The 18,506-nt window shown below is 50.6% G+C and carries 17 protein-coding genes; 6 read left to right on the plus strand and 11 right to left on the minus strand.

Annotated features, from left to right (window positions below):
• The first annotated feature begins 154 nt into the window (after nt 1–154).
• Entirely contained in the window at nt 155–2,017 is a 1,863-nt protein-coding gene (locus tag Mal48_RS17470; RefSeq protein WP_197441793.1) for an ATP-binding protein, read from the plus strand.
• Nucleotides 2,018–2,100: 83 nt separating this feature from the next.
• Here Mal48_RS17470 and Mal48_RS17475 read toward each other — a convergent pair whose 3' ends face one another.
• The 4 genes from Mal48_RS17475 to Mal48_RS17490 form a co-directional block, all read right to left on the minus strand.
• Nucleotides 2,101–3,087 (minus strand): GGDEF domain-containing protein, encoded by a 987-nt coding sequence (locus Mal48_RS17475; RefSeq protein WP_145202518.1) that lies wholly within the window; start codon nt 3,085–3,087, stop codon nt 2,101–2,103.
• Between the two features lie 500 nt (nt 3,088–3,587).
• On the minus strand, nt 3,588–3,836 hold the full coding sequence (locus tag Mal48_RS17480; protein WP_145202520.1) for a CDGSH iron-sulfur domain-containing protein: 249 nt from the start codon (nt 3,834–3,836) through the stop codon (nt 3,588–3,590).
• A 254-nt stretch (nt 3,837–4,090) separates the two neighbouring features.
• Nucleotides 4,091–4,825: a cytochrome c gene (locus Mal48_RS17485; protein WP_145202523.1), complete on the minus strand. Its 735-nt coding sequence runs from the start codon at nt 4,823–4,825 to the stop codon at nt 4,091–4,093.
• A gap of 52 nt (nt 4,826–4,877) precedes the next feature.
• A complete protein-coding gene (locus tag Mal48_RS17490) occupies nt 4,878–5,237 on the minus strand; it encodes a hypothetical protein (RefSeq protein WP_145202526.1) in 360 nt (119 codons plus the stop codon).
• A 289-nt stretch (nt 5,238–5,526) separates the two neighbouring features.
• Between Mal48_RS17490 and Mal48_RS17495 the strand changes: the two genes are divergently transcribed.
• Nucleotides 5,527–5,883: an STAS domain-containing protein gene (locus Mal48_RS17495; RefSeq protein WP_145202529.1), complete on the plus strand. Its 357-nt coding sequence runs from the start codon at nt 5,527–5,529 to the stop codon at nt 5,881–5,883.
• Between the two features lie 53 nt (nt 5,884–5,936).
• Nucleotides 5,937–6,359: an ATP-binding protein gene (locus Mal48_RS17500; RefSeq protein WP_145202532.1), complete on the plus strand. Its 423-nt coding sequence runs from the start codon at nt 5,937–5,939 to the stop codon at nt 6,357–6,359.
• Between the two features lie 163 nt (nt 6,360–6,522).
• Here Mal48_RS17500 and lpdA read toward each other — a convergent pair whose 3' ends face one another.
• The gene (gene lpdA, locus Mal48_RS17505; protein ID WP_145202535.1) at nt 6,523–7,908 is read right to left on the minus strand and encodes a dihydrolipoyl dehydrogenase; all 1,386 of its coding nucleotides are present in this window, start codon (nt 7,906–7,908) and stop codon (nt 6,523–6,525) included.
• 450 nt (nt 7,909–8,358) lie between these two features.
• Here lpdA and Mal48_RS17510 point away from each other — a divergent pair, with 450 nt between their 5' ends.
• Nucleotides 8,359–9,021: a hypothetical protein gene (locus Mal48_RS17510; protein WP_145202539.1), complete on the plus strand. Its 663-nt coding sequence runs from the start codon at nt 8,359–8,361 to the stop codon at nt 9,019–9,021.
• A 131-nt stretch (nt 9,022–9,152) separates the two neighbouring features.
• Here Mal48_RS17510 and Mal48_RS17515 read toward each other — a convergent pair whose 3' ends face one another.
• Nucleotides 9,153–9,881 (minus strand): ribonuclease H-like domain-containing protein, encoded by a 729-nt coding sequence (locus tag Mal48_RS17515; protein ID WP_145202542.1) that lies wholly within the window; start codon nt 9,879–9,881, stop codon nt 9,153–9,155.
• 118 nt (nt 9,882–9,999) lie between these two features.
• Here Mal48_RS17515 and Mal48_RS17520 point away from each other — a divergent pair, with 118 nt between their 5' ends.
• Nucleotides 10,000–11,523 carry a BPL-N domain-containing protein gene (locus tag Mal48_RS17520; protein WP_197441794.1) on the plus strand — a complete coding sequence of 508 codons (1,524 nt, stop codon included), beginning with the start codon at nt 10,000–10,002 and terminating at the stop codon, nt 11,521–11,523.
• Between the two features lie 204 nt (nt 11,524–11,727).
• Here the strand turns inward: Mal48_RS17520 and Mal48_RS17525 are convergent, their stop codons facing one another.
• From Mal48_RS17525 to Mal48_RS17545, 5 genes are all read right to left on the minus strand, one after another.
• A complete protein-coding gene (locus Mal48_RS17525; protein ID WP_145202548.1) occupies nt 11,728–12,975 on the minus strand; it encodes an NADH-quinone oxidoreductase subunit D in 1,248 nt (415 codons plus the stop codon).
• A 97-nt stretch (nt 12,976–13,072) separates the two neighbouring features.
• Nucleotides 13,073–13,606, minus strand: a complete 534-nt coding sequence (locus Mal48_RS17530) for an NADH-quinone oxidoreductase subunit C (protein WP_145202551.1) — start codon at nt 13,604–13,606, stop codon at nt 13,073–13,075.
• A gap of 50 nt (nt 13,607–13,656) precedes the next feature.
• On the minus strand, nt 13,657–14,229 hold the full coding sequence (locus Mal48_RS17535; protein ID WP_145202554.1) for an NADH-quinone oxidoreductase subunit A: 573 nt from the start codon (nt 14,227–14,229) through the stop codon (nt 13,657–13,659).
• Between the two features lie 34 nt (nt 14,230–14,263).
• Complete coding sequence (locus Mal48_RS17540) at nt 14,264–14,812, minus strand: 4Fe-4S binding protein (RefSeq protein ID WP_145202556.1); 549 nt, start codon at nt 14,810–14,812, stop codon at nt 14,264–14,266.
• Between the two features lie 582 nt (nt 14,813–15,394).
• Nucleotides 15,395–16,429: a DUF1559 family PulG-like putative transporter gene (locus Mal48_RS17545; protein ID WP_197441795.1), complete on the minus strand. Its 1,035-nt coding sequence runs from the start codon at nt 16,427–16,429 to the stop codon at nt 15,395–15,397.
• Between the two features lie 557 nt (nt 16,430–16,986).
• On the opposite strand from Mal48_RS17545, the gene Mal48_RS17550 reads away from it, so the two are divergent.
• Nucleotides 16,987–18,381, plus strand: coding sequence for an RtcB family protein (locus tag Mal48_RS17550; protein ID WP_145202562.1), 1,395 nt, complete (start codon nt 16,987–16,989; stop codon nt 18,379–18,381).
• Nucleotides 18,382–18,506: the final 125 nt, after the last annotated feature.

The raw sequence follows: 18,506 nt of genomic DNA on the forward strand, positions 1-18,506 counted from the left end.
GCACCACTCAAAGTCCGCCAATTATCTGTGCGACCTATTTGAACAACATTGGCCTCTTTCCAAAACAGGAAAGAGACCCTGACTTACGACGCATCCACTAATGTGCATGCTTCCACCCTCATGTTCTTTCTCCGTACCGGATTTAAATACAACTATGTCTGAGTGGCAACGCAATATCCCCTTCCAAGTCGATATCGCTGGAATCATCGACATCATGGGGGCCTCCCTTTACAGCCGACACGATACTCCAATTCGTGAACTGCTTCAAAACTCTCATGACGCCATCATGCGTAGACGTCGTAGCGATCTCGAATTCCAGGGACGAATCGATGTCATCCAGGATGCCGAAGCGGGCCTCTTGACATTCACCGACGACGGGATTGGGCTGACACCGGAAGAAGCGGAAAACTATCTGGGGACACTCGGTTTAGGAATCACCGGTTTAATCAAACGTGGCGAAGCGATGCCGCACCTCTCACAGGGTGGAGATCAAGGAGATTTAATCGGTCAATTCGGAGTTGGACTCTTCAGCGCCTTCATGCTCGCAGATCGACTGATCGTCGAAAGTCGAAACGAATCGGCAGACGAAGCTGTCCGTTGGGAAGCGGGACCGGGAACAGAAATTGACCTCTCCGTCAGCGACAGGGCGACCGCAGGCACAACCGTCACACTCGTCCTCAAACCAGAGTACAAATTTCTTGCAGAGAACGAAGAGACCATCGAATCGACGATCAAGGAGCATGCCGACTTCCTTCCGATTCCCATTCATCTGAATGACTCACAAACACGAGTGAACGTCATCCACGCTGCCTGGTTTGAACCGTCACAAGATGTGGAAACAACTGAACTCGCCCTGCAAGCATACTTTGACGAAACCCCACTCGACGTCATTCCGATCCGCGTAGAAGCCCCCATCCCCATCGCCGGAGCACTTTACGTTAGCCCGCAGCGAATTCCGGGATTTAGTGATACTGCGTCCGTCATGGTCACTGTTCGACGCATGGTGATCTCCCGCCAAATCAAAGAGCTGCTTCCGCCATGGGCAACGTTTCTACGTGGATGCCTGGAGCTTCATGGATGCTCCCCGACAGCCAGCCGAGAAGATCTTGTCCGCAACAAAGCGTTTTCGATTGTTACGGAAACGCTTGAAGACCTCCTCTTTCGACACTTCGAACAGCTCAGCGAAAACGATCCTCAGCGGATGGAATCCATCGTCAACTGGCATCGTTATTCAATGGCTGGGGCGGCACTTGAGAGTCGTCGCCTGAGAGAAATCTTGAAGAGTTCGTACCGTTTCCCAACGTCGCATGGTCCGCTCACCATCAACGAAATCCTCAACCTCTCAGACGCAGACCCACTTTACGAAGAAGAAGCAGACCGCGTCGTCTGGTACAACACCGACCGCCGTCAGGAACAATGGGTCAACACACTCTTCTCTGGACACTCCGCTCCTTGCGTGCACACGTTCCGCAGCTTCGAAGAGTCTCTGCTGGCTTACAGCTTAGCCGATGATTTTGAGTCCGGGCTTGTCAGCGATTTGCGAATCGCCAGTCCCAGCGCACCGAATTTTGCATCTGCGATTCTCGGAGTTCGAGAACTTGAAGAGGCTCCCGCAGAATGGATGGAGTTCCTTTCTAGTGTCGATGCAAAAATTCTGATCGGCTCCTTCCGAGAGGATCAACCAGTCATGGCGTTTCTGAATGAACGCTATGAACTCGCGAAATCGTTTGACGAATTAAAACAGCGGGGCGACATCCCGACAGGCTTCCAACGGCTCATTGACTCCCACTTCAAAGATGCACCGAGTGGACAGAACGAAGTGATCCTGAATCGGAACCACCCGATGATCTCAAGGACTCTTTCGAAATCACCGGGAACTCCATTATCGAGTGTCACTCGACTGATTGTTGTGAACGCCCTGAATTCCGCTGGAGCAACAACTCCCAAACCAGCCAGCCGCCAACAACAAGAGGACCTGGAATGGATCGCGGAATGCCTTTGGGGAAGAGAGGACTGACCAGACGCGTCGCGATACAGAACAGCGTACCAGTCGCCTCGGTGAATGTTTGATATTGCGATCGAATTAAATCAATTCGCAATTCAGATCATCGACTGAACGAGCGAATCAACATGAACAGGTGTGCTGTCCTCGCTGGAAAGATCTGAGAGGAATGCACATCCCCGACCATGATCCTTTGCACGGTACAAGCAGGCATCTGCCTTGCAGATTAAATCATCTATCGATTCTGCCTGGAGTTGCGAGCAAAACGTGACGGCCCCAACAGAAAGTGACAAGTCTGGAAGGTCCGGGTAACCCTCTAAGCTCAAGTTTTGAATTCCGCTTTGAATACGACCTACGGGAATGGCCAGCTGCGATGCCGTACACCCAGTGAGGACCGCAGCAAATTCGTCCCCTCCATATCGTACGAGTAAATCATAAGAACGGAGCTGGTGCTGTAACGTCTTCCCGACAGCTTCCAGTACGACATCTCCCACTGCATGACCAAACTGGTCATTGACAGACTTGAAGTAGTCGAGGTCGATCAAGATGACACAAATGGAGCTGGGAACGCGATCTAACCGCTGCCACTCTTCGGCGAGTCGTCTCTCGAATACCATCCGATTAGCGAGCCCTGTCACAGGGTCGACGAGAGCATGTTGTAAAATCTGCTTGACCGAACTCCAGCGAAGATACAGTTCATCTTCCAAGAAGATGGCAGCCAGATCGTCATCTCCCGAGGAAATGGTGGTTCCAAAAAATTCATTGAGCGGATTCGTGCTGTCCGACTGCTGCTGCTGACGATGGCCTGGCGAATAAGAATCCAGCCGAGCACTAATCGTTGATTCGAGTGGCATTTCATACCACCGGCGGCGCTCCACTGGATCAGGTGAGGCGACTTTCTTCAAAAGCTCTTCTGTTTCAACAACTCCAAGAATCGCCCCCAGCCCATCGACAACAATCAAATAACGATGCTCGTCTAAATCAACAGTGCTGAGCACATCTCCAACGAGTTGTGTGTGCAAAAACTGACGAGACTTTTCCTTAGCCCCACCCTCGTGCGTCAATCTGAATTCACGTTCCAACATAGCTATCGCATCCAATCAATGTCTTTTTGAGATTACGCTCGCCCAAAATTCACTGACGCATTTTTCAATGAAGCTTGGACAATCGCGTCTCTGGCGAGCTCCTGTCTCTCCGACGACGCATGAGTCTCTCTCAAACAGAGGCCTTGAAGCACTGAACCCGCTTATTGCTTAAAAACTGTAAGACAAGAACGAACAGAGAGCGTAAAGAAAAACAGGAATTCTTCGAGTTCTACTGAAGAATTCCAAAATGGTGAGCCTCAACAACATGCCCCACCTCAACACTTCAAATGATGCTGAATTACATCAATGTGAGTTAAAGAATCGCCTGCCTGATCCGGCAGGACGATTCGTAATAGCTGGAGTGCCCGAAGGGACTCATGGTGTAGCAAAAAAACAACACCGCTCCCAATTCGAACTAACCGCAAGAAAGCAACCACTGGGTTCGGAACGGCACTCAGAAAGACTGCACCCAGAAAGAGGTCACTTAGAAAGACCGGACGCTACGACTCCAAACAATTGTGTTGCCCATCGCAACGAGGTGCTGACTGAGTTTGCTTACACTGGCACAGCTTGACTTCTCCATCTGCCTCAGCAGTAAACACAATGGGATTAAACCCTGTCCCTTTGTGGGCACCGTTGCAAAACGGTTGATTCTCTGAAAGGCCGCAGGTGCAATAGGCGTACTTCTTGCCTTCCTCAAGCATGACTTTCGCAGGTTGTCGACCAGCAATTTTAGGAAGTTCAGACATTATGAATCGTTTCTATGAAATTTAAGAAAGAGAAATACCAGAGCAAATTTACTACTCGGCTTAACAGTTCTGTCTCGTAGCGAACAGCAAGTTTTGAAACCAGTTCTAGAATTGGTTCTGAAACCTGATATTGCTCTCTCAAACGTTGAGACAAGCGGCTATTCCAGAGTTTTTCGGACTGGTTCTAAAATTGGTTAGAGCAAACTGCTCTCACGAAAACTGCTTGACGACCGCTAAGCCGTCAAACGCGTTTATTACTGAAAGACTTCGTGACAGGCATCACAGGATTGATTCGCTGCATCAAACCATTTTCGCCCTTCGGTTTTATCCTTGGCACGAATCGCTTCTGCCAACTTGGTCGAAGCGTGAATAAAATCGTCCGCATGCTTATGCCACTTCGGAAGATCCGCTTCATTTTTCACTTCGTGTGTATCAGCTTTCATTGCCAGCCCGAGAATTGCCCAGGTTGTCGCGTGAACGGGTTCACCTTCTTTTCCGCGAGGTCGTCTTAGAACTCTCAAAATCGCACCGTTTCGAGAATTGACCTCTTCCATCATTGGATGCATGTTGATGAGCTTGTTCCAAGCGTGCAACTTGGCTGCCTCTCCGGTCGCCTTACCGGCTTGAGCCAACTTCACCTGCTCGAAAGCAGCTTTCGCATCGTCCAGACTGCTGTCTTTTTTGAACATCAATGCTGCGTCTCGCAGAGCAGCTCCTTGAATCGTCGTGTCACCTGCATCTTGATGCTCAGCCAATGCTTGCCCGAGACAGGCTAATAGACCAAACGACTGACGAATCTGCTTCGGACGGTTCTCTTCATAGCCGTCTGAATCCTCCAGCGACTTTGACAACACTTCGACTTGCGTCTTGACTTCAAAAACAATGTCGTCGAGTGGAGCAACTGTTTCCACAGCAACAGGAGCCTGAGCCAAAGCAAATTGCCCGACACTACACCAGACAACGAAACAAAAGACTTGAAACTTAATCATGATCACGCTTTCAGAAATCCAAAAAGGCGACGAAACAAAAGGATGAGCCAGTTCAAAACTGACGGACAAACCCGATCGTTACAATTGAAACAACAAACAAAAAGGCAGTCCCATTGACCACCACCGAAACGACACTGACTCCTCGTTGATCTCGTGATTTTATCAAATCAACGAGACCGGCAACCAGTCCCAGCAATGCCATGGTCGACCCGCCTAGCAGCACTGCCCCCAAAAAAGGCATGAGCATTGACTGGTCCCCCAAATCGGGAGCTGCGTAGTTGACGACTATACCAGTGACGACAAAAAGAAGAAGACAAGAAATCGTGAGCATCATCGAGGAAAATGCGATTAATCGCGGTAGCGGCCAGTTCTTGGGTTCGCCACTCCATTTACCTGAAGTCGTAGAATTCATATGTCCTCCTCCTACCGTGAACAGTCCATAAGACCTGCACCTCTGACCTCGCATCAATGAAAACCGAGATGTCTGGTGTCTCGATTCGCTTGACAACGCCGAGAGTAGCCATGATGATCAAATCCACGTCAATTGGAAAGTGATGCACGATTCCGCATCGTTTGTGAATACTCCTATTTCTTCGTCCTGTTTCCTGAATGAGTTTTAGAGAGCAAGATCGTTCCCTAAATTATCGTTTCCGGATCAACATCTGCCGGATGAAACAGGACAAAACTGCAGGAAGTAGATTATGTCCGCAGGACAACGTCGTCTCGATATCGAGCAAATTGGTGATGTAACCGTCGCGAAATTCGTCGACAAGAAGATTCTTGACGAGAACAATATCCAAATGATTGGAAATCAATTATTTGGACTCGTTGAAGAAGATGACCGGAAGAAAATTGTGCTCGACTTTACAGCCGTCGAGTATCTCTCAAGTGCGGCACTTGGCAAGCTGATTACGATGGACAAAAAAGTGAAATCCGCTGGCGGCAAGCTTCGCTTGTGCTCCATCCGCCCAGACATTTATGAAGTGTTCGCAATCACCCGACTGAACAAACTCTTTGATATCCACGACGATCAGGAATCCGCGCTCGCAGGTTTTTAAACGCGGTTCGGTTCTTCTATTCTCGCATTTACTTCACAGCAGGCCATCCCTTCATGGCTGATGCCTTTGAATTTGAAGTCACAATTCCGAGTGACACCTCTCAGGGTCATGAGGTGCAGGAACGGATTCTCACTCAGCTAGAGCAAGTTGGCTTTACTGACAGGGATCTGTTCGGGGTGAAGCTTGCGCTCGAAGAAGGGATCGTCAATGCCATCAAACACGGAAATGGCATGGACCCCAGCAAGAATGTCTTCGTGAAATGTGAATACAATGGAGAGCTAGTCCGTGTCATCATCGAGGACGAAGGTCCGGGATTCGACATCAACGAAGTCCCCGACCCGACCGACGACGACAACCTCGAAAAGCCGAGCGGCCGTGGCCTGATGCTCATGAAAGCATTCATGACCAACATCGAATATAACGATTCTGGAAACCGGGTCACACTCGAAAAAAAACGAACAGTTGAAGACGAATAATCGTCCGCTGCAAGTTGCCCCAAAACTCGCTTCACCCTTCTCAACGCGTGGCGCACAGTAAATTTGCTGATGAACGCGTTCTTCACGGGCAAACGGAAGAGCAAACCGCCCTGAACAGAACGTAAAGACAAAGCGGGATTTGCTCTCAATCAACCTCATCGCCTTACATGTGGATCGTTCGCTTATCGACCGCTAAGGCTGCCTCTTTGATCGTTTCACTAAGCGTCGGGTGTGCATGGCAGGTTCGTGCGATGTCTTCGCTACTGGCTCCGAACTCAATGGCTGCCACACATTCTGCAATCAACTCTCCGGCATTCGCACCGATAATATGCACCCCTAAAACGCGGTCCGTCTTCGCATCTGCCAGAATTTTCACTTTCCCTTCAAGGTGCCCACTCGCACGTGCACGACCGTTCGCCATGAACGGGAAGGATCCTTTACGGTACTCGATCCCGGATTCTTTGAGTTCGTCTTCAGTTTTCCCGACCGATGCAATTTCCGGATCGGTATAAACAACAGAGGGAATTGCATTGTAATTGACATGCCCATACGAAGAGAAAAGCTGCTCAACGCAGGCGATTCCTTCTTCCTCTGCCTTGTGAGCCAGCATCGCACCGCCGATCAAATCTCCGACCGCAAAAACCCCGGGCGCACTGGTTTGATACCTTGAGTTCACCTTCACAAAACCTCGCTGGTCAACCTCAACACCAGCCTCTTCCAAACCAAGACTGCCGGTATTCGGACGCCGACCGACAGCCATGAGCACTTTCTCACATCGCAACGGTTCCTGCCCATCAATCAAAACGTCAACCGTCTTGCGGTTTATCTTCACACCGGTGACTTTTGCGCCCAGCTGGAATTCGAGCCCCTGTTGCTTGAACAACTTCAAGGCTTCCTTGGCAATCTCAGAATCCAGACCGGGGAGGATTCGATCCATGTACTCAAGAACAGTCACCTGTGAGCCGAGTCGTCGCCAAACCGTCCCCAGTTCCAGCCCAATGACTCCCCCTCCAATGACGACCATCTGCTTCGGAACCTCGTCATACTTCAAGGCTTCCGTGCTACTGCCGACGTATTCGCCATCGATGCTCATCCCGGGTAATGATGCAGGAACACTCCCAGTCGCCAGCAAAATTTGATCAGCCTCGACTTGCACTTCTTCGCCACGAGAGGAGATCGTCACCTGACCCTTGCCCGTCAACTTTCCGTGCCCAACAAGCCGTTCGATCTTGTTCTTTTTCATCAACCCATCGATGCCACCCGCCAGTGTGTCGACGACACCAGACTTGTGCTTCATCATCGCTGCCAGATCCAGCTGCACTTTGGAAAAGGTAACACCACGATCTTTCATGCCGACCTGGGCATTTTCATATAAATGGGAGGACTCCAGAAGCGCCTTACTCGGAATACACCCCACCCTTAAACAGGTTCCGCCGAGTTGCTTTTCTTTTTCGACAATTGCCACCTTTTTACCAAGCTGAGCGGCTCGAATCGCAGCCACATAGCCACCAGGTCCAGCACCAATGACAACAAGATCAAATTTCGCCATGACAGTCACAATAATTTCAAAATATCGCTAAGAGAAAAAGCTGTTCAATCCGAGCACGCTTGCCTCCTTGATAAGGTTTTTTGGAATACTTCGCCAGAAACTCACACAGAGAATTCAACACGAATCTGAAATTGATCGCTCAGCGTGGCGAGATTGCCGAAACCAAGAGCCACTACAAAGATTACGGAGATCCGCTCAACATGACGCTCCATACCCCCACTTACTTTCCTAAACTGCCCAAGCGTCATCAAAACGACTCAAAAACGCCTCCGAAAAATCATTACGACAACACCCCTCTAACACACACGCCACCGACACAAGAAAATGTAACCGACAACTAAGAAACAACTTACGTCAAAACCGGCAATTATTGCCGACTTTTGGCGCGCATCTCGCATTCTGGTTCATGCACTTCAACGTCGAAGTGACCAATCAACCAGGAGAAAAGCCATGTTCGCCAAGATGACAACAATCGCAAGTTCAATCGCTTTGCTCACTCTATTGGGATCAACCGCCCAAGCATCCGAGCACAACGCAAGATACCGTCACCTCGACGACATTGTCTTCGCTGCCTATGTTGATGCTCGCGAACTACGCTGGGAACTCCACGACGACTTCATCGCTTCTCATGATTACGAACACCTCCTCGAAGATGCTGACGCCATCCTCACGTCCCTGCAAAAACTGGAACGAACGATCCTCCGTGAAAATTCCGACCTAACGATTGCTCGTGAGGCTGACCTTGTACAACGAAACTTATCAACGCTCACCCGACACCTGAACGGCAGCGACTTCGCTCGCGGGAGACATGAACGTCACCGAACGACATACAACGGTCGCGGGTATGTCTTCTCCCCCGAGACACAACACGTTGGGCGAACCCATGTGCGAACTGCATTGAGGTTGATCGCAAAGATCGAAGATGCACTCGCCCACCTTCGAGACGAAGTCCGCCCAATCTCGCATCACCACCGAAGCACTCCGCCACGAGCAGTTCCAGTTCCACAGCCTCAACCTGGACCAATTCTTGTTCCTAGAAACTCAAGCTACAGACCAGACCGCTCCGTCGAAATCCCGGTTGGAAACCACAGATCTCTTCGAATCGGCTTCTAGTGCAGCTTGCTCTTCCACATGCCCGTGAAGAACGCGTTCTGCCTGCCCTGTTCCGGAAAGTTTCGATAGCAAGCCAAATCACGGCCTGATCCTCAAAGATCAGGCCGTGATTTTTTTGTGATGAAGCTCGTTCAAGACTCTTCCATCCAAGCCAGATAGCTCTCTCGCCCTCTAGGATTCGTCATCCAGGAAGTATCCGGCTCCTTGAGTTTCAGGGCATCCTCGACTGTCAACCACCCTTTGGGGAGCGGCATTGAGCTGATGGTCCCTTTGCGGGTTCTCCATTGAAACTTCTTATCCCTCTCAGCGATCTGTGCCACCTCAAGTGTGATGCGCGCATCTTGCTTCACATACTCAAGCACCTTGTCGTACTCTCCACTGGCCCACAACTTCGGGACCTCGATCCCAGCAACACCTGTCAACTTTCCTGAAACATCGAGCCCCTTCGCTGCGGCATCCAATCCGACAGGGAAACCTTTCTCGCAGACGATATGAAACATCATGTCGATGTGCTCACGCGCAAGCTGCTTGCACTCCTCAAGCATCCCGGACTCCTCAGCGAGGAGATCGAAGTCAAAACTCAAACCATTCCAAGTGAGAATCGAATAGCCCTGTTGAGTTAGCTCGATCAAATGCTGCACGAAGGCTGCCACATCAACCTGCGACATCTGGGGAGCAGGCCGAGGCTGATTCTTCTCACCCGCTTGATGTTCGAGACTGTGCCAGACTTCCGGTTCTGCTTGATCATTTTGAAACGTTGCGATGCACGAAATCCCCAACGGACGATGCGGTTTCCAGTCGAAACCGTCTCCGGGAACATCTTTGGCAGTTTCAATATCGAAGGCGATCTGTTTTTTCATAAGAATTCGATTATATTTAACATCCAGAAAAGACTTGAGCCCACTCGAGCGACATGCACTCGTTCAGACCTTCATAAGCCCATATCACAGCCCGCAAAGAGAACAGGTCGAAGTTGCCATGAGATCAATCCCCAAGCTGAGACTGATTGCTTTTACGACACTGATTCTGGGGCTCATTTCCTCAACGCAAGCGAGCGACCAACCAACGGGCCACCTTGGCAAAGGAACGATTTGGGAAACACCATGGTACACAATTGACAGCGGCAAAGAGGGCCCAACTGTGATCGTGACAGGTGGAATTCACGGAAACGAACCAGCCGGAGCAACCGCTGCAGAGCAAATCCGACATTGGGATATCGATGCAGGCAAGCTGATTGTCGTCCCGAAAGTCAATCGATTGGGGCTCACCGCAGAGACCCGATGGTTTCCCCCAGAGCGAAACAACAGACCTCTCCGGGACTTGAACCGAAACTTCCCAACGAAAGAGAACCCCGCCCCACGAACCCCATTGGCCACGGATGTCTGGAAATTAGTGGAATCAACAAAGCCAGATTACGTAGTCGACTTACACGAAGGATTCGACTTCCATATCGCGAACTCGAAGTCGGTAGGGTCGAGTATTATTTTTGCTAAATCAAATGAGCGCACGGAACTGGCCAACGCAATGCACAAGGCTGTCAACAAAACAGTCACAGACAAAGACCGCAAGATAGTGCTGCTCTCAAAGTCTGGTGCAGTCAATGGAAGCCTGGTCCGTGCCTGCCAGGACAGACTGAACGCCAGCGGATTCATCCTGGAGACCACCTTCAAGGATCAACCACTCTCACTTCGAACGCGTCAACACCGCGTTATGGTTTCCACCCTCTTTCAGAAAATTGGTCTCATCGATCAGGACCAAAGCCATCGAGTCGCACCCTCGAAAGATGCGAGCGTCATCCAGATCGGCATGTATGATTCAGCAGGAGCAACCGGGAACGGGATCAAGAATTTCAACAAACTGTTCAACTCGAACAATCAATTCAACATGACGCAAATTGGGCCTGCCGACATGATCCCCGAAGTTCTTAATCAGTTCGACGTTCTTCTTTTCCCAGGAGGAAGCGGCAGCAAACAGGGCAAAGCAATAGGCGAGAAAGGCCGAGACGAAATTCGCAAATTCGGCGAAGAGGGTGGAGGCGTCGTCGGAGTCTGTGCGGGAGCGTATCTATGCTCATCTCATTACACCTGGTCTCTCAATATGATCAACTCGGCTGTCTTCAATGAGACCATCGAAATCCCCGGAGTCGGTCGCAAATCGATGTGGTATCGAGGAAAATCGAGCCAGGTCGAGATGGAATTTGACCAATCTGCTGAGCCAATCTTCAATCGATCCGACCTCGCCAAGGTGCGATACCATAACGGTCCCATCGTCAGCAAAGGGAAGAATACAAGTCTCCCGGACTTCACAGCTCTGGCGTGGTTTCGGTCTGAAGTCGCGAAATACGAACCACAGAAAGGGACAATGATCGACACCCCCGCCATCATCACTGCCCCGTACGGAAAAGGTCGAGTCCTCTGCATCAGCCCTCACCCAGAATCAACACCCGGACTTGAACCTGCAATTCTCGACGCCATTAAATACGTCCGACCGCAAGAGAAATAGAGAAGCAGCCACTACAAGACCGGACTTGAATCCGATCAGTTTCCTGCTTGGCCTCGCAACTCGCTTGCCGTTCGACAAACGGACAAATAGCCCACAGAAACGAGCAAAAAAGCTTCCGTCAGGACATCAACGAGTCCCGCTCAAGCAGCGGAATCTTCAACCGACACCTACACCACTTCAGAGTGGGAGCAGGTGACAACTTCTCTACCGATCGATTTCACCCATCACGATATCAAGCGATCCCACAATAGATGGGACGTCAGCCAGGAGAACCCCTTCACAGAGGGGACCAGTCACGGAAAGATTACAGAAACAAGAGCTTTTCGCTCGTGCACGCAACGGTTCTGCTTGACCATCGCCAACGAGGTAGAATCCCATTTGCCCACGTGGGCATTCGGTTTCGAGATAAACTTCATCAACCGGAAGTTTCGTGTTCATCTTAAATGGAACACGATGCTCACCTTCCGTGTGTGGGTATTTTTCAATGCCCTGCCGAAGAAGCTTGATGGATTCGACAATCTCGAGCATGCGAACAAAGAAGCGACACCAGTTATCGCCTAAAACGACCTGCCTTGGGATTCCACTTTCCCCTTCAAACGGGGCGGAGATCACGTTGAAGTCGTAACCTTCATACATGCGGGTATAGATCTCTTCGCCATCGCGACGTAAGTCGTAATCGACTCCACTACCACGAAGGACCGGACCAGTACAGCCGTAATCAGTCGCCATTTCGGCGGACATCGCTCCAAGCCCGGCTGTGCGGTTAATGAAAATCGCATTACGCGTCAGCAGGATGTGATATTCCTTGATACGATCCTCGAGCCACTCAATAAACATCAAAACGGCATCGGTCCAAAGCAATTTCATCTTGGGATCTCTGCCAGTCAAAGAGGCCAGCCCCGGTGGAATTTCGATCATCCCGGGAAGATCGTGGGTTGCTCCCCCGATCGTCAGGTAGCTGTAAGTCAGGCGAGCACCACAAGCTTCTTCAAACAGATCGAGAACAATTTCCCGCTCACGGAAGGCATACAGAAACGGACTGAATGAACCGAGATCGAGCCCATAAGCGCCCATACCAACAAGGTGACTGGCGATGCGTCCAAGCTCAGCGATGATCAGCCGAACGTTCATGGCCTTTTCAGGAACCTCTAAGCCGACGAGCTTTTCAAAAGCCAACGACATCCCGAGATTCATATTCATCCCGGCGAGATAATCCATTCGATCGGTGTAAGGAACCCACTGGGCACCTGCCAGATTCTCACCAATTTTTTCAGCACAGCGATGCAAATAGCCGATGTGTGGCGTGACTTCGTACACGACCTCACCATCAGTTCTCAGCAACAGTCGCAACACACCGTGGGTACTTGGATGCTGCGGTCCCATGTTGATCAGCATTTCGTCCGTACGGACATCGAATTCGATAATTCGCTGATCTTCAAGTTGTGTTGCCATAGCCAGTCTCAGTATATCAGAGGTCTCAACGGGTTGAGCCGGTAGGAAATGTTGTTGCAGTAATCAGTTGTTGAAATCACTCAATCGACAGGATCAACTACTTAGCACGAACACCGTGGTACTCCAGAGGGAATTCATAATCTTTGCGGAGCGGATGACCTTCCCAGTCGTCCGGACAAAGAATGCGGAGTGGATTGGGATGTCCCAGAAAGTTGATACCGACCAGATCGAAGGCTTCACGTTCGTGCCAGTCAGCGATTCCCCAGACGCCAGCGACTGAAGGAACCTCTGGCAGTTTCCCTTCCTCGTTATCTTTCCAGCGAGGAAGGACCACCTTGAGTGTCACTCGATGCTTCAGCGAGATACTCAATAGGTGATACACCACCTCGAGATGAGGCTCGTACGGAAATTTCTTTGCCAGTTTGGGATCTGTCTCCAGATAGTCCACGCCAGTCAGGTTGGCGAGCATTTCAAACTTGTATTTGTCTTCGGTCTTCAAAAACGAACAGACATCGGCAATCGATTCGGCGGCGACTTCGATCCAGGGATCAATCGTTTCCGAATTCAAAGCGACGATAGAATCGCTGCCGAATTTTTCTGTCAGTGCGTCGAAGATTTCCTGAGGTGTCATAGCTTCGAACCAAGATTGAAAGAACGTGCCCAAAAACGACGTTCTTTAGGTCAGGAGACGAGAGTGGTTTCGTGTTTTTTCTCAACGAGCGTATGTGTTTTCGGTTGAGCCTTAGCCGTTTTCGCCTGCTCGACCATCGCTCGGACCCAATCCAGGTCACCACGCTTCCAAACATACGCAAAGCCAACAAGCAGCACACCGAAGAAGACAGCGATGTCCGCAAAACCTGTCCAGGCAAGACGCAAGGCATCTGCGGAAGCAATGGCGGTCTCGGCAACAGTTGTCCCAGGCTCAAGGTTCAGCAACTTGTCTGTCAGATTATTTCGAGCCGCTTCGCTCAAGCGCGAGTCAGCAAGCTGAGTCGCTCCCCCAAAGACGACAGCCCAAGGGAAGAAGAAGACAACCTCCACGTCGAAGATAATGAACAGCAACGCCACGACGTAAAACCGGATGTCGAACTGGACATAGCTCGAACCAATCGTCGGCTCACCACATTCGTAGACCGCATCCTTCTCAGGAGTTGGCAAGAATGGGCGAACTAATCGACCAATCAGCATTGGAGCAGCTACGAGAACTGTTCCAGCGATAATGAACAAGAGAAAGTGAAGCGTCAGGTCCGTCATGGATTAACCGTGATTTGTCGACGAAAAATGATAATTACTCAGACTCTGCATACTCGAAGGGACTCGGCTCGCCCTTCACCCAGACTGGTTCGTACAGAACCTTTGACTCTGCAACAACTGTCGGGTTCAAAGTGGCTTGCCCCCATGCAGTTTGCAGTGGCATCTTCGCAAAGTCGACGACACAACCATCTCGGCTGTAACAGCTAAGATCGTGATTCGATCCCATAAAGATGCAATCGACGGGGCATGGCTCAACACACAAAGCACAGAACATACACTTCGTGTAATCAATCGTGAACCCATCGATACGGAAACCTTTTCCGACCGGGCTTTTTTCTTTTTCGATGTAGATACAGTCAACCGGGCAAGCAACCGCACACTTTTCACAACCGATACAGGTCGTCAAATCGAAACGATGAAATCCACGATAGCGTGCTTTCACCGGAACCGGGGTTTCCGGATACTCATAGATTTGTGCAAAAGCTTTACGTTCGTAGGTCGCTCCCATTGTAAAGAGCGTCACCCACATCCCTCTCAAGACGGTGGAAACGGCGTTCCACACGTTTCGAAACCAGTTCAGCATGATATTATCGCAAGTCTGGCGGTTCGACGAAAACATGACAAACAGCAACACTCCAAAGAGCATCGCAATTGCCACCAACTCATGAGCCTAACAAAACCCAAACAAAAATTCGTAACCCCAATAATCCACAAGGGTTCCAAGGAGCATTGCTAGCGTTTCTCAAAGTGTGCAAGGCATTATAGGTCGATCAGCGTCTCTCGCAACCGAGCCTGTTCACCCGGTTGGCAGCATTCCCGAAGTAGGGAATAAACTTTGAGAAAATTCCCCCATGGCCTTGTCAAGTTTTGAATATTACAAGGCTTAAGGAACTTGGCACGATCTGTGATCATGTGACTTTACTTGACGAGACTCGGATCTTTTGCCTTCAAGTTCATTCCACTCTGGGGCAAATTCAACGACCGACTTCGTCCTCTCTCGTGGCGAGCAGTTTATGAAGTCTGGAAAGTGACCTTCATGAGCACACCAGGTATTGAAAACGCTTTAGAGCATCTTTCGAATTGGTTTGCAGATTCTGCCTCGTGGCGAACAGCAATTTTATTAACGAAACGCGTTCTTCACGGGCACACGGTAGGGCAAACTGCTCTAGAACTCTCCGACCTCAATGCCATCGGCACGGTCAAGTAGACGCCGATATGTGGCGACGTCGATATTTTCTGAGAGAAACCTGACAGATCCATCGCAGAGCAAGAACTGAGCTCCCCCCACATGATGGCTCCCAAAGCCGCCGGGATCGAAAGCAAGACGCGAAACCAGTTCTGGAGTCGGGGGGCGCGGTTGGTCTGAGGCTTTTCCTTCACCGCTTCCTTCACCCCCGTCCTCGTCGCCAAACCCACCAAGTGATTCATCGCCACCCATCCCATATCCGCCATACCCACCGTCCCCCTCTCCCATCAACGTTTCGTACTCAGCGCGGATAATTTCATTCGGTTCGGAAGTCATATCGTTGTAATAACGTGAACCTTCTGGTGTCTGATTGATCAGAATGCCGCCGTTGCGCAGCGATGAACGTGTTCCAGATGCCCAACCAAGATCTTCCGGGCTCCGTTTGGCTTCACCCGCCATGAGAGTGTGTGTCGCCCCATCATAAATTTCGTGGTAACGAACTCGGCTGTTCAGAAACAGAACCCCATGATTATTGGTATCGATCGGGGCGGAACGGTGATGGTGATTTCCAGCATAGTTACTGAGAACAACGCTTTGATTTTCAGGAAGCGAATGAATTGATGCAGGATCAGACGGACAGAGATACGTTTGAATCGAAACTTTTCGAGGTGGCAAGTTTGCTTCGGCGTAAATACTGAGGTCTCCATCAATCGCTTCTGAGAGCAGCGATTCGTCAAGGTAAGGCAAGATCGAAACCAGCCAACTGTGGTGATAGCCTTTCGCAGCCTGCTCAATCGGGCCTGTCGAATTCACGACACCGGGGGGAAGTGTCTCAAAAGAGTTGTAGTAGCTATGAACCGCAAAGCCGATTTGCTTCAGGTTATTTTTACATTCCGTTCGACGTGCCGCCTCGCGAGCTTGCTGGACCGCAGGCAATAGCAACGCAATAAGGATCGCTGTAATCGCCACGACGACGAGAAGTTCGATCAGAGTAAACCCGCGATGCTTTTTCACTCGGAGATCCTTTTCGGTCACGAGATTCACGAATACCTGCAATTTCACAGACGAAAGAATTCCCAATGCTCACAGACAGATTACAAGCTGCACAGCTCTCAGAATAGTCACGATCGAGTGATTGCGACTATTCTGGATGCCTCTTCCGCAGCCGCAAACGGAGTCCAGTTCAAAGTTTTACGCTCGACTGGTAGACACTGTTGGAGTTATTTCGAAGTTTCTGCAAAGACCGTGAAGCCTCAACCACTAGAGCCTCTCCCAGTTCCGCAGAGACCGTTCTTCGCATTAAGTTTTTCCAAAAATGCTCTGGTTGACGTAGAATTCCCAATGCTCCGGAAAGGACGAGCTTCGAACAGCAGGGAGACAGAAGACTGCAGAACATCACGCCCCCGGTTTCTTCCCTGAATACACTCGATCGCTCGCTCCTTACAACGGCAGTCACTCTTTGCTCAGCGCCCCGACACGGTTTTCACGGGTGGAGCAGCGAACATATCCCCATATTGATGTGTCGATGTTCATCACAACATTGAAATTTGACGACGCGTGAGGATGAAGCGATGAATCGTAAGCAGCTTACAAAATTAGGAATCCCGGAGTATTGCACACTCGAGGCGATGCAGGGAATCCAATCCGCTGTGAAAGCAGGATTGCGAGGGAAGGATGCAAAGCAACGTTTAATCGCTGTCGTCGCTGCTCCGCAAGAGTATCTGAACGATGAGCACTTCGCCGAATTCGCTAACGCGTTCACTGAAGTCGAAGAGACCGAACCGTCAACGCCTGTCGACTACGCAGTTTGGGGTAACGAGTTCATCGACGAGATGTCTCACAAACAAATGCGAGAAGCCTGTTCGCTGCCGCACGCGGTGGCAGGAGCGTTAATGCCTGATGCGCACCTCGGCTACGGCCTTCCTATCGGTGGAGTTTTGGCTCTCGAAGGGGCGGTCTGTCCGTACGCAGTCGGTGTCGACATTGCCTGCCGAATGAAATTGTCGGTCCTCGATTTGCCCACAGATTTCCTTGCAGACGATAAGCGACGTCGTGAGCTGACGACTGCGCTTGAAAAAGGAACGGTTTTCGGGACCGGAAAAGCCTGGAAACCGCGGAAAGATCATGACGTCATGGATCAGGACTGGACAGTCAGCCGAATTACACGTGAAAGCAAAGACAAAGCCTGGAACCAGCTCGGAACTTCCGGTTCCGGCAACCACTTTGTCGAATTCGGCCTGTTGACGATCACCGAGGAGGAAGCAGGCATCGGAGTTGCGCCTGGCGAATATGTCGCCCTGTTGAGCCATAGCGGAAGTCGGGGAACTGGACATGCTGTCTGTTCAACTTACAGTGCGATTGCTCGCAAGAAATTGCCGCGACGATACGCACACGTCGGTCGACTGGCTTGGTTGGAACTCGATTCTCAGGAAGGCCAGGAATACTGGGCAGCCATGAACTTGATGGGTGACTACGCCTCAGCGAACCATGCAGTGATCCATCGCAACGTCGTGAAACTGGCAGGCGCGAGCGTGCTGGGAGGGGTTGAGAACCATCACAACTTTGCGTGGAAAGAAGTCCACAACGGTCGTGAAGTCATTGTCCACCGAAAAGGGGCAACCCCAGCTGGTGAAGGTGTTCTGGGAGTCATCCCGGGATCGATGGCAACGCCCGCGTATGTGGTCCGTGGAAAAGGGAACGCTGCATCATTGCACTCAGCCGCTCACGGAGCTGGTCGAGTGATGTCTCGCAAGAAAGCGAACTCGATGTATCGGATCCAGTCAGTCCGGACAAACTTGAAAGCCCAAGGAGTTCACGTAATTTCCGCCGGCTCAGACGAAGTTCCGATGGTGTACAAAAACATCGAGGACGTCATGAACGCGCAAACCGATCTTGTTACGAAGGTCGCACGTTTCGACCCTTTAATTGTCAAAATGTGCGGAGACGGCAGTCGACCTGAAGACTAGAATTAGTCCGAAAACCTCTGGAATAGACGATATCTCAACGTTTGAGAGAGCAATTTCAAGTTTCAGGATCAGTTCTAAACACTTTCGTGTTTCTGTGTCCGTGAAGAGTGCTTTTCTTGCGATGA

Origin of the sequence: Thalassoglobus polymorphus (assembly GCF_007744255.1) — a bacterium.
In the GTDB taxonomy this organism is placed as follows: domain Bacteria; phylum Planctomycetota; class Planctomycetia; order Planctomycetales; family Planctomycetaceae; genus Thalassoglobus; species Thalassoglobus polymorphus.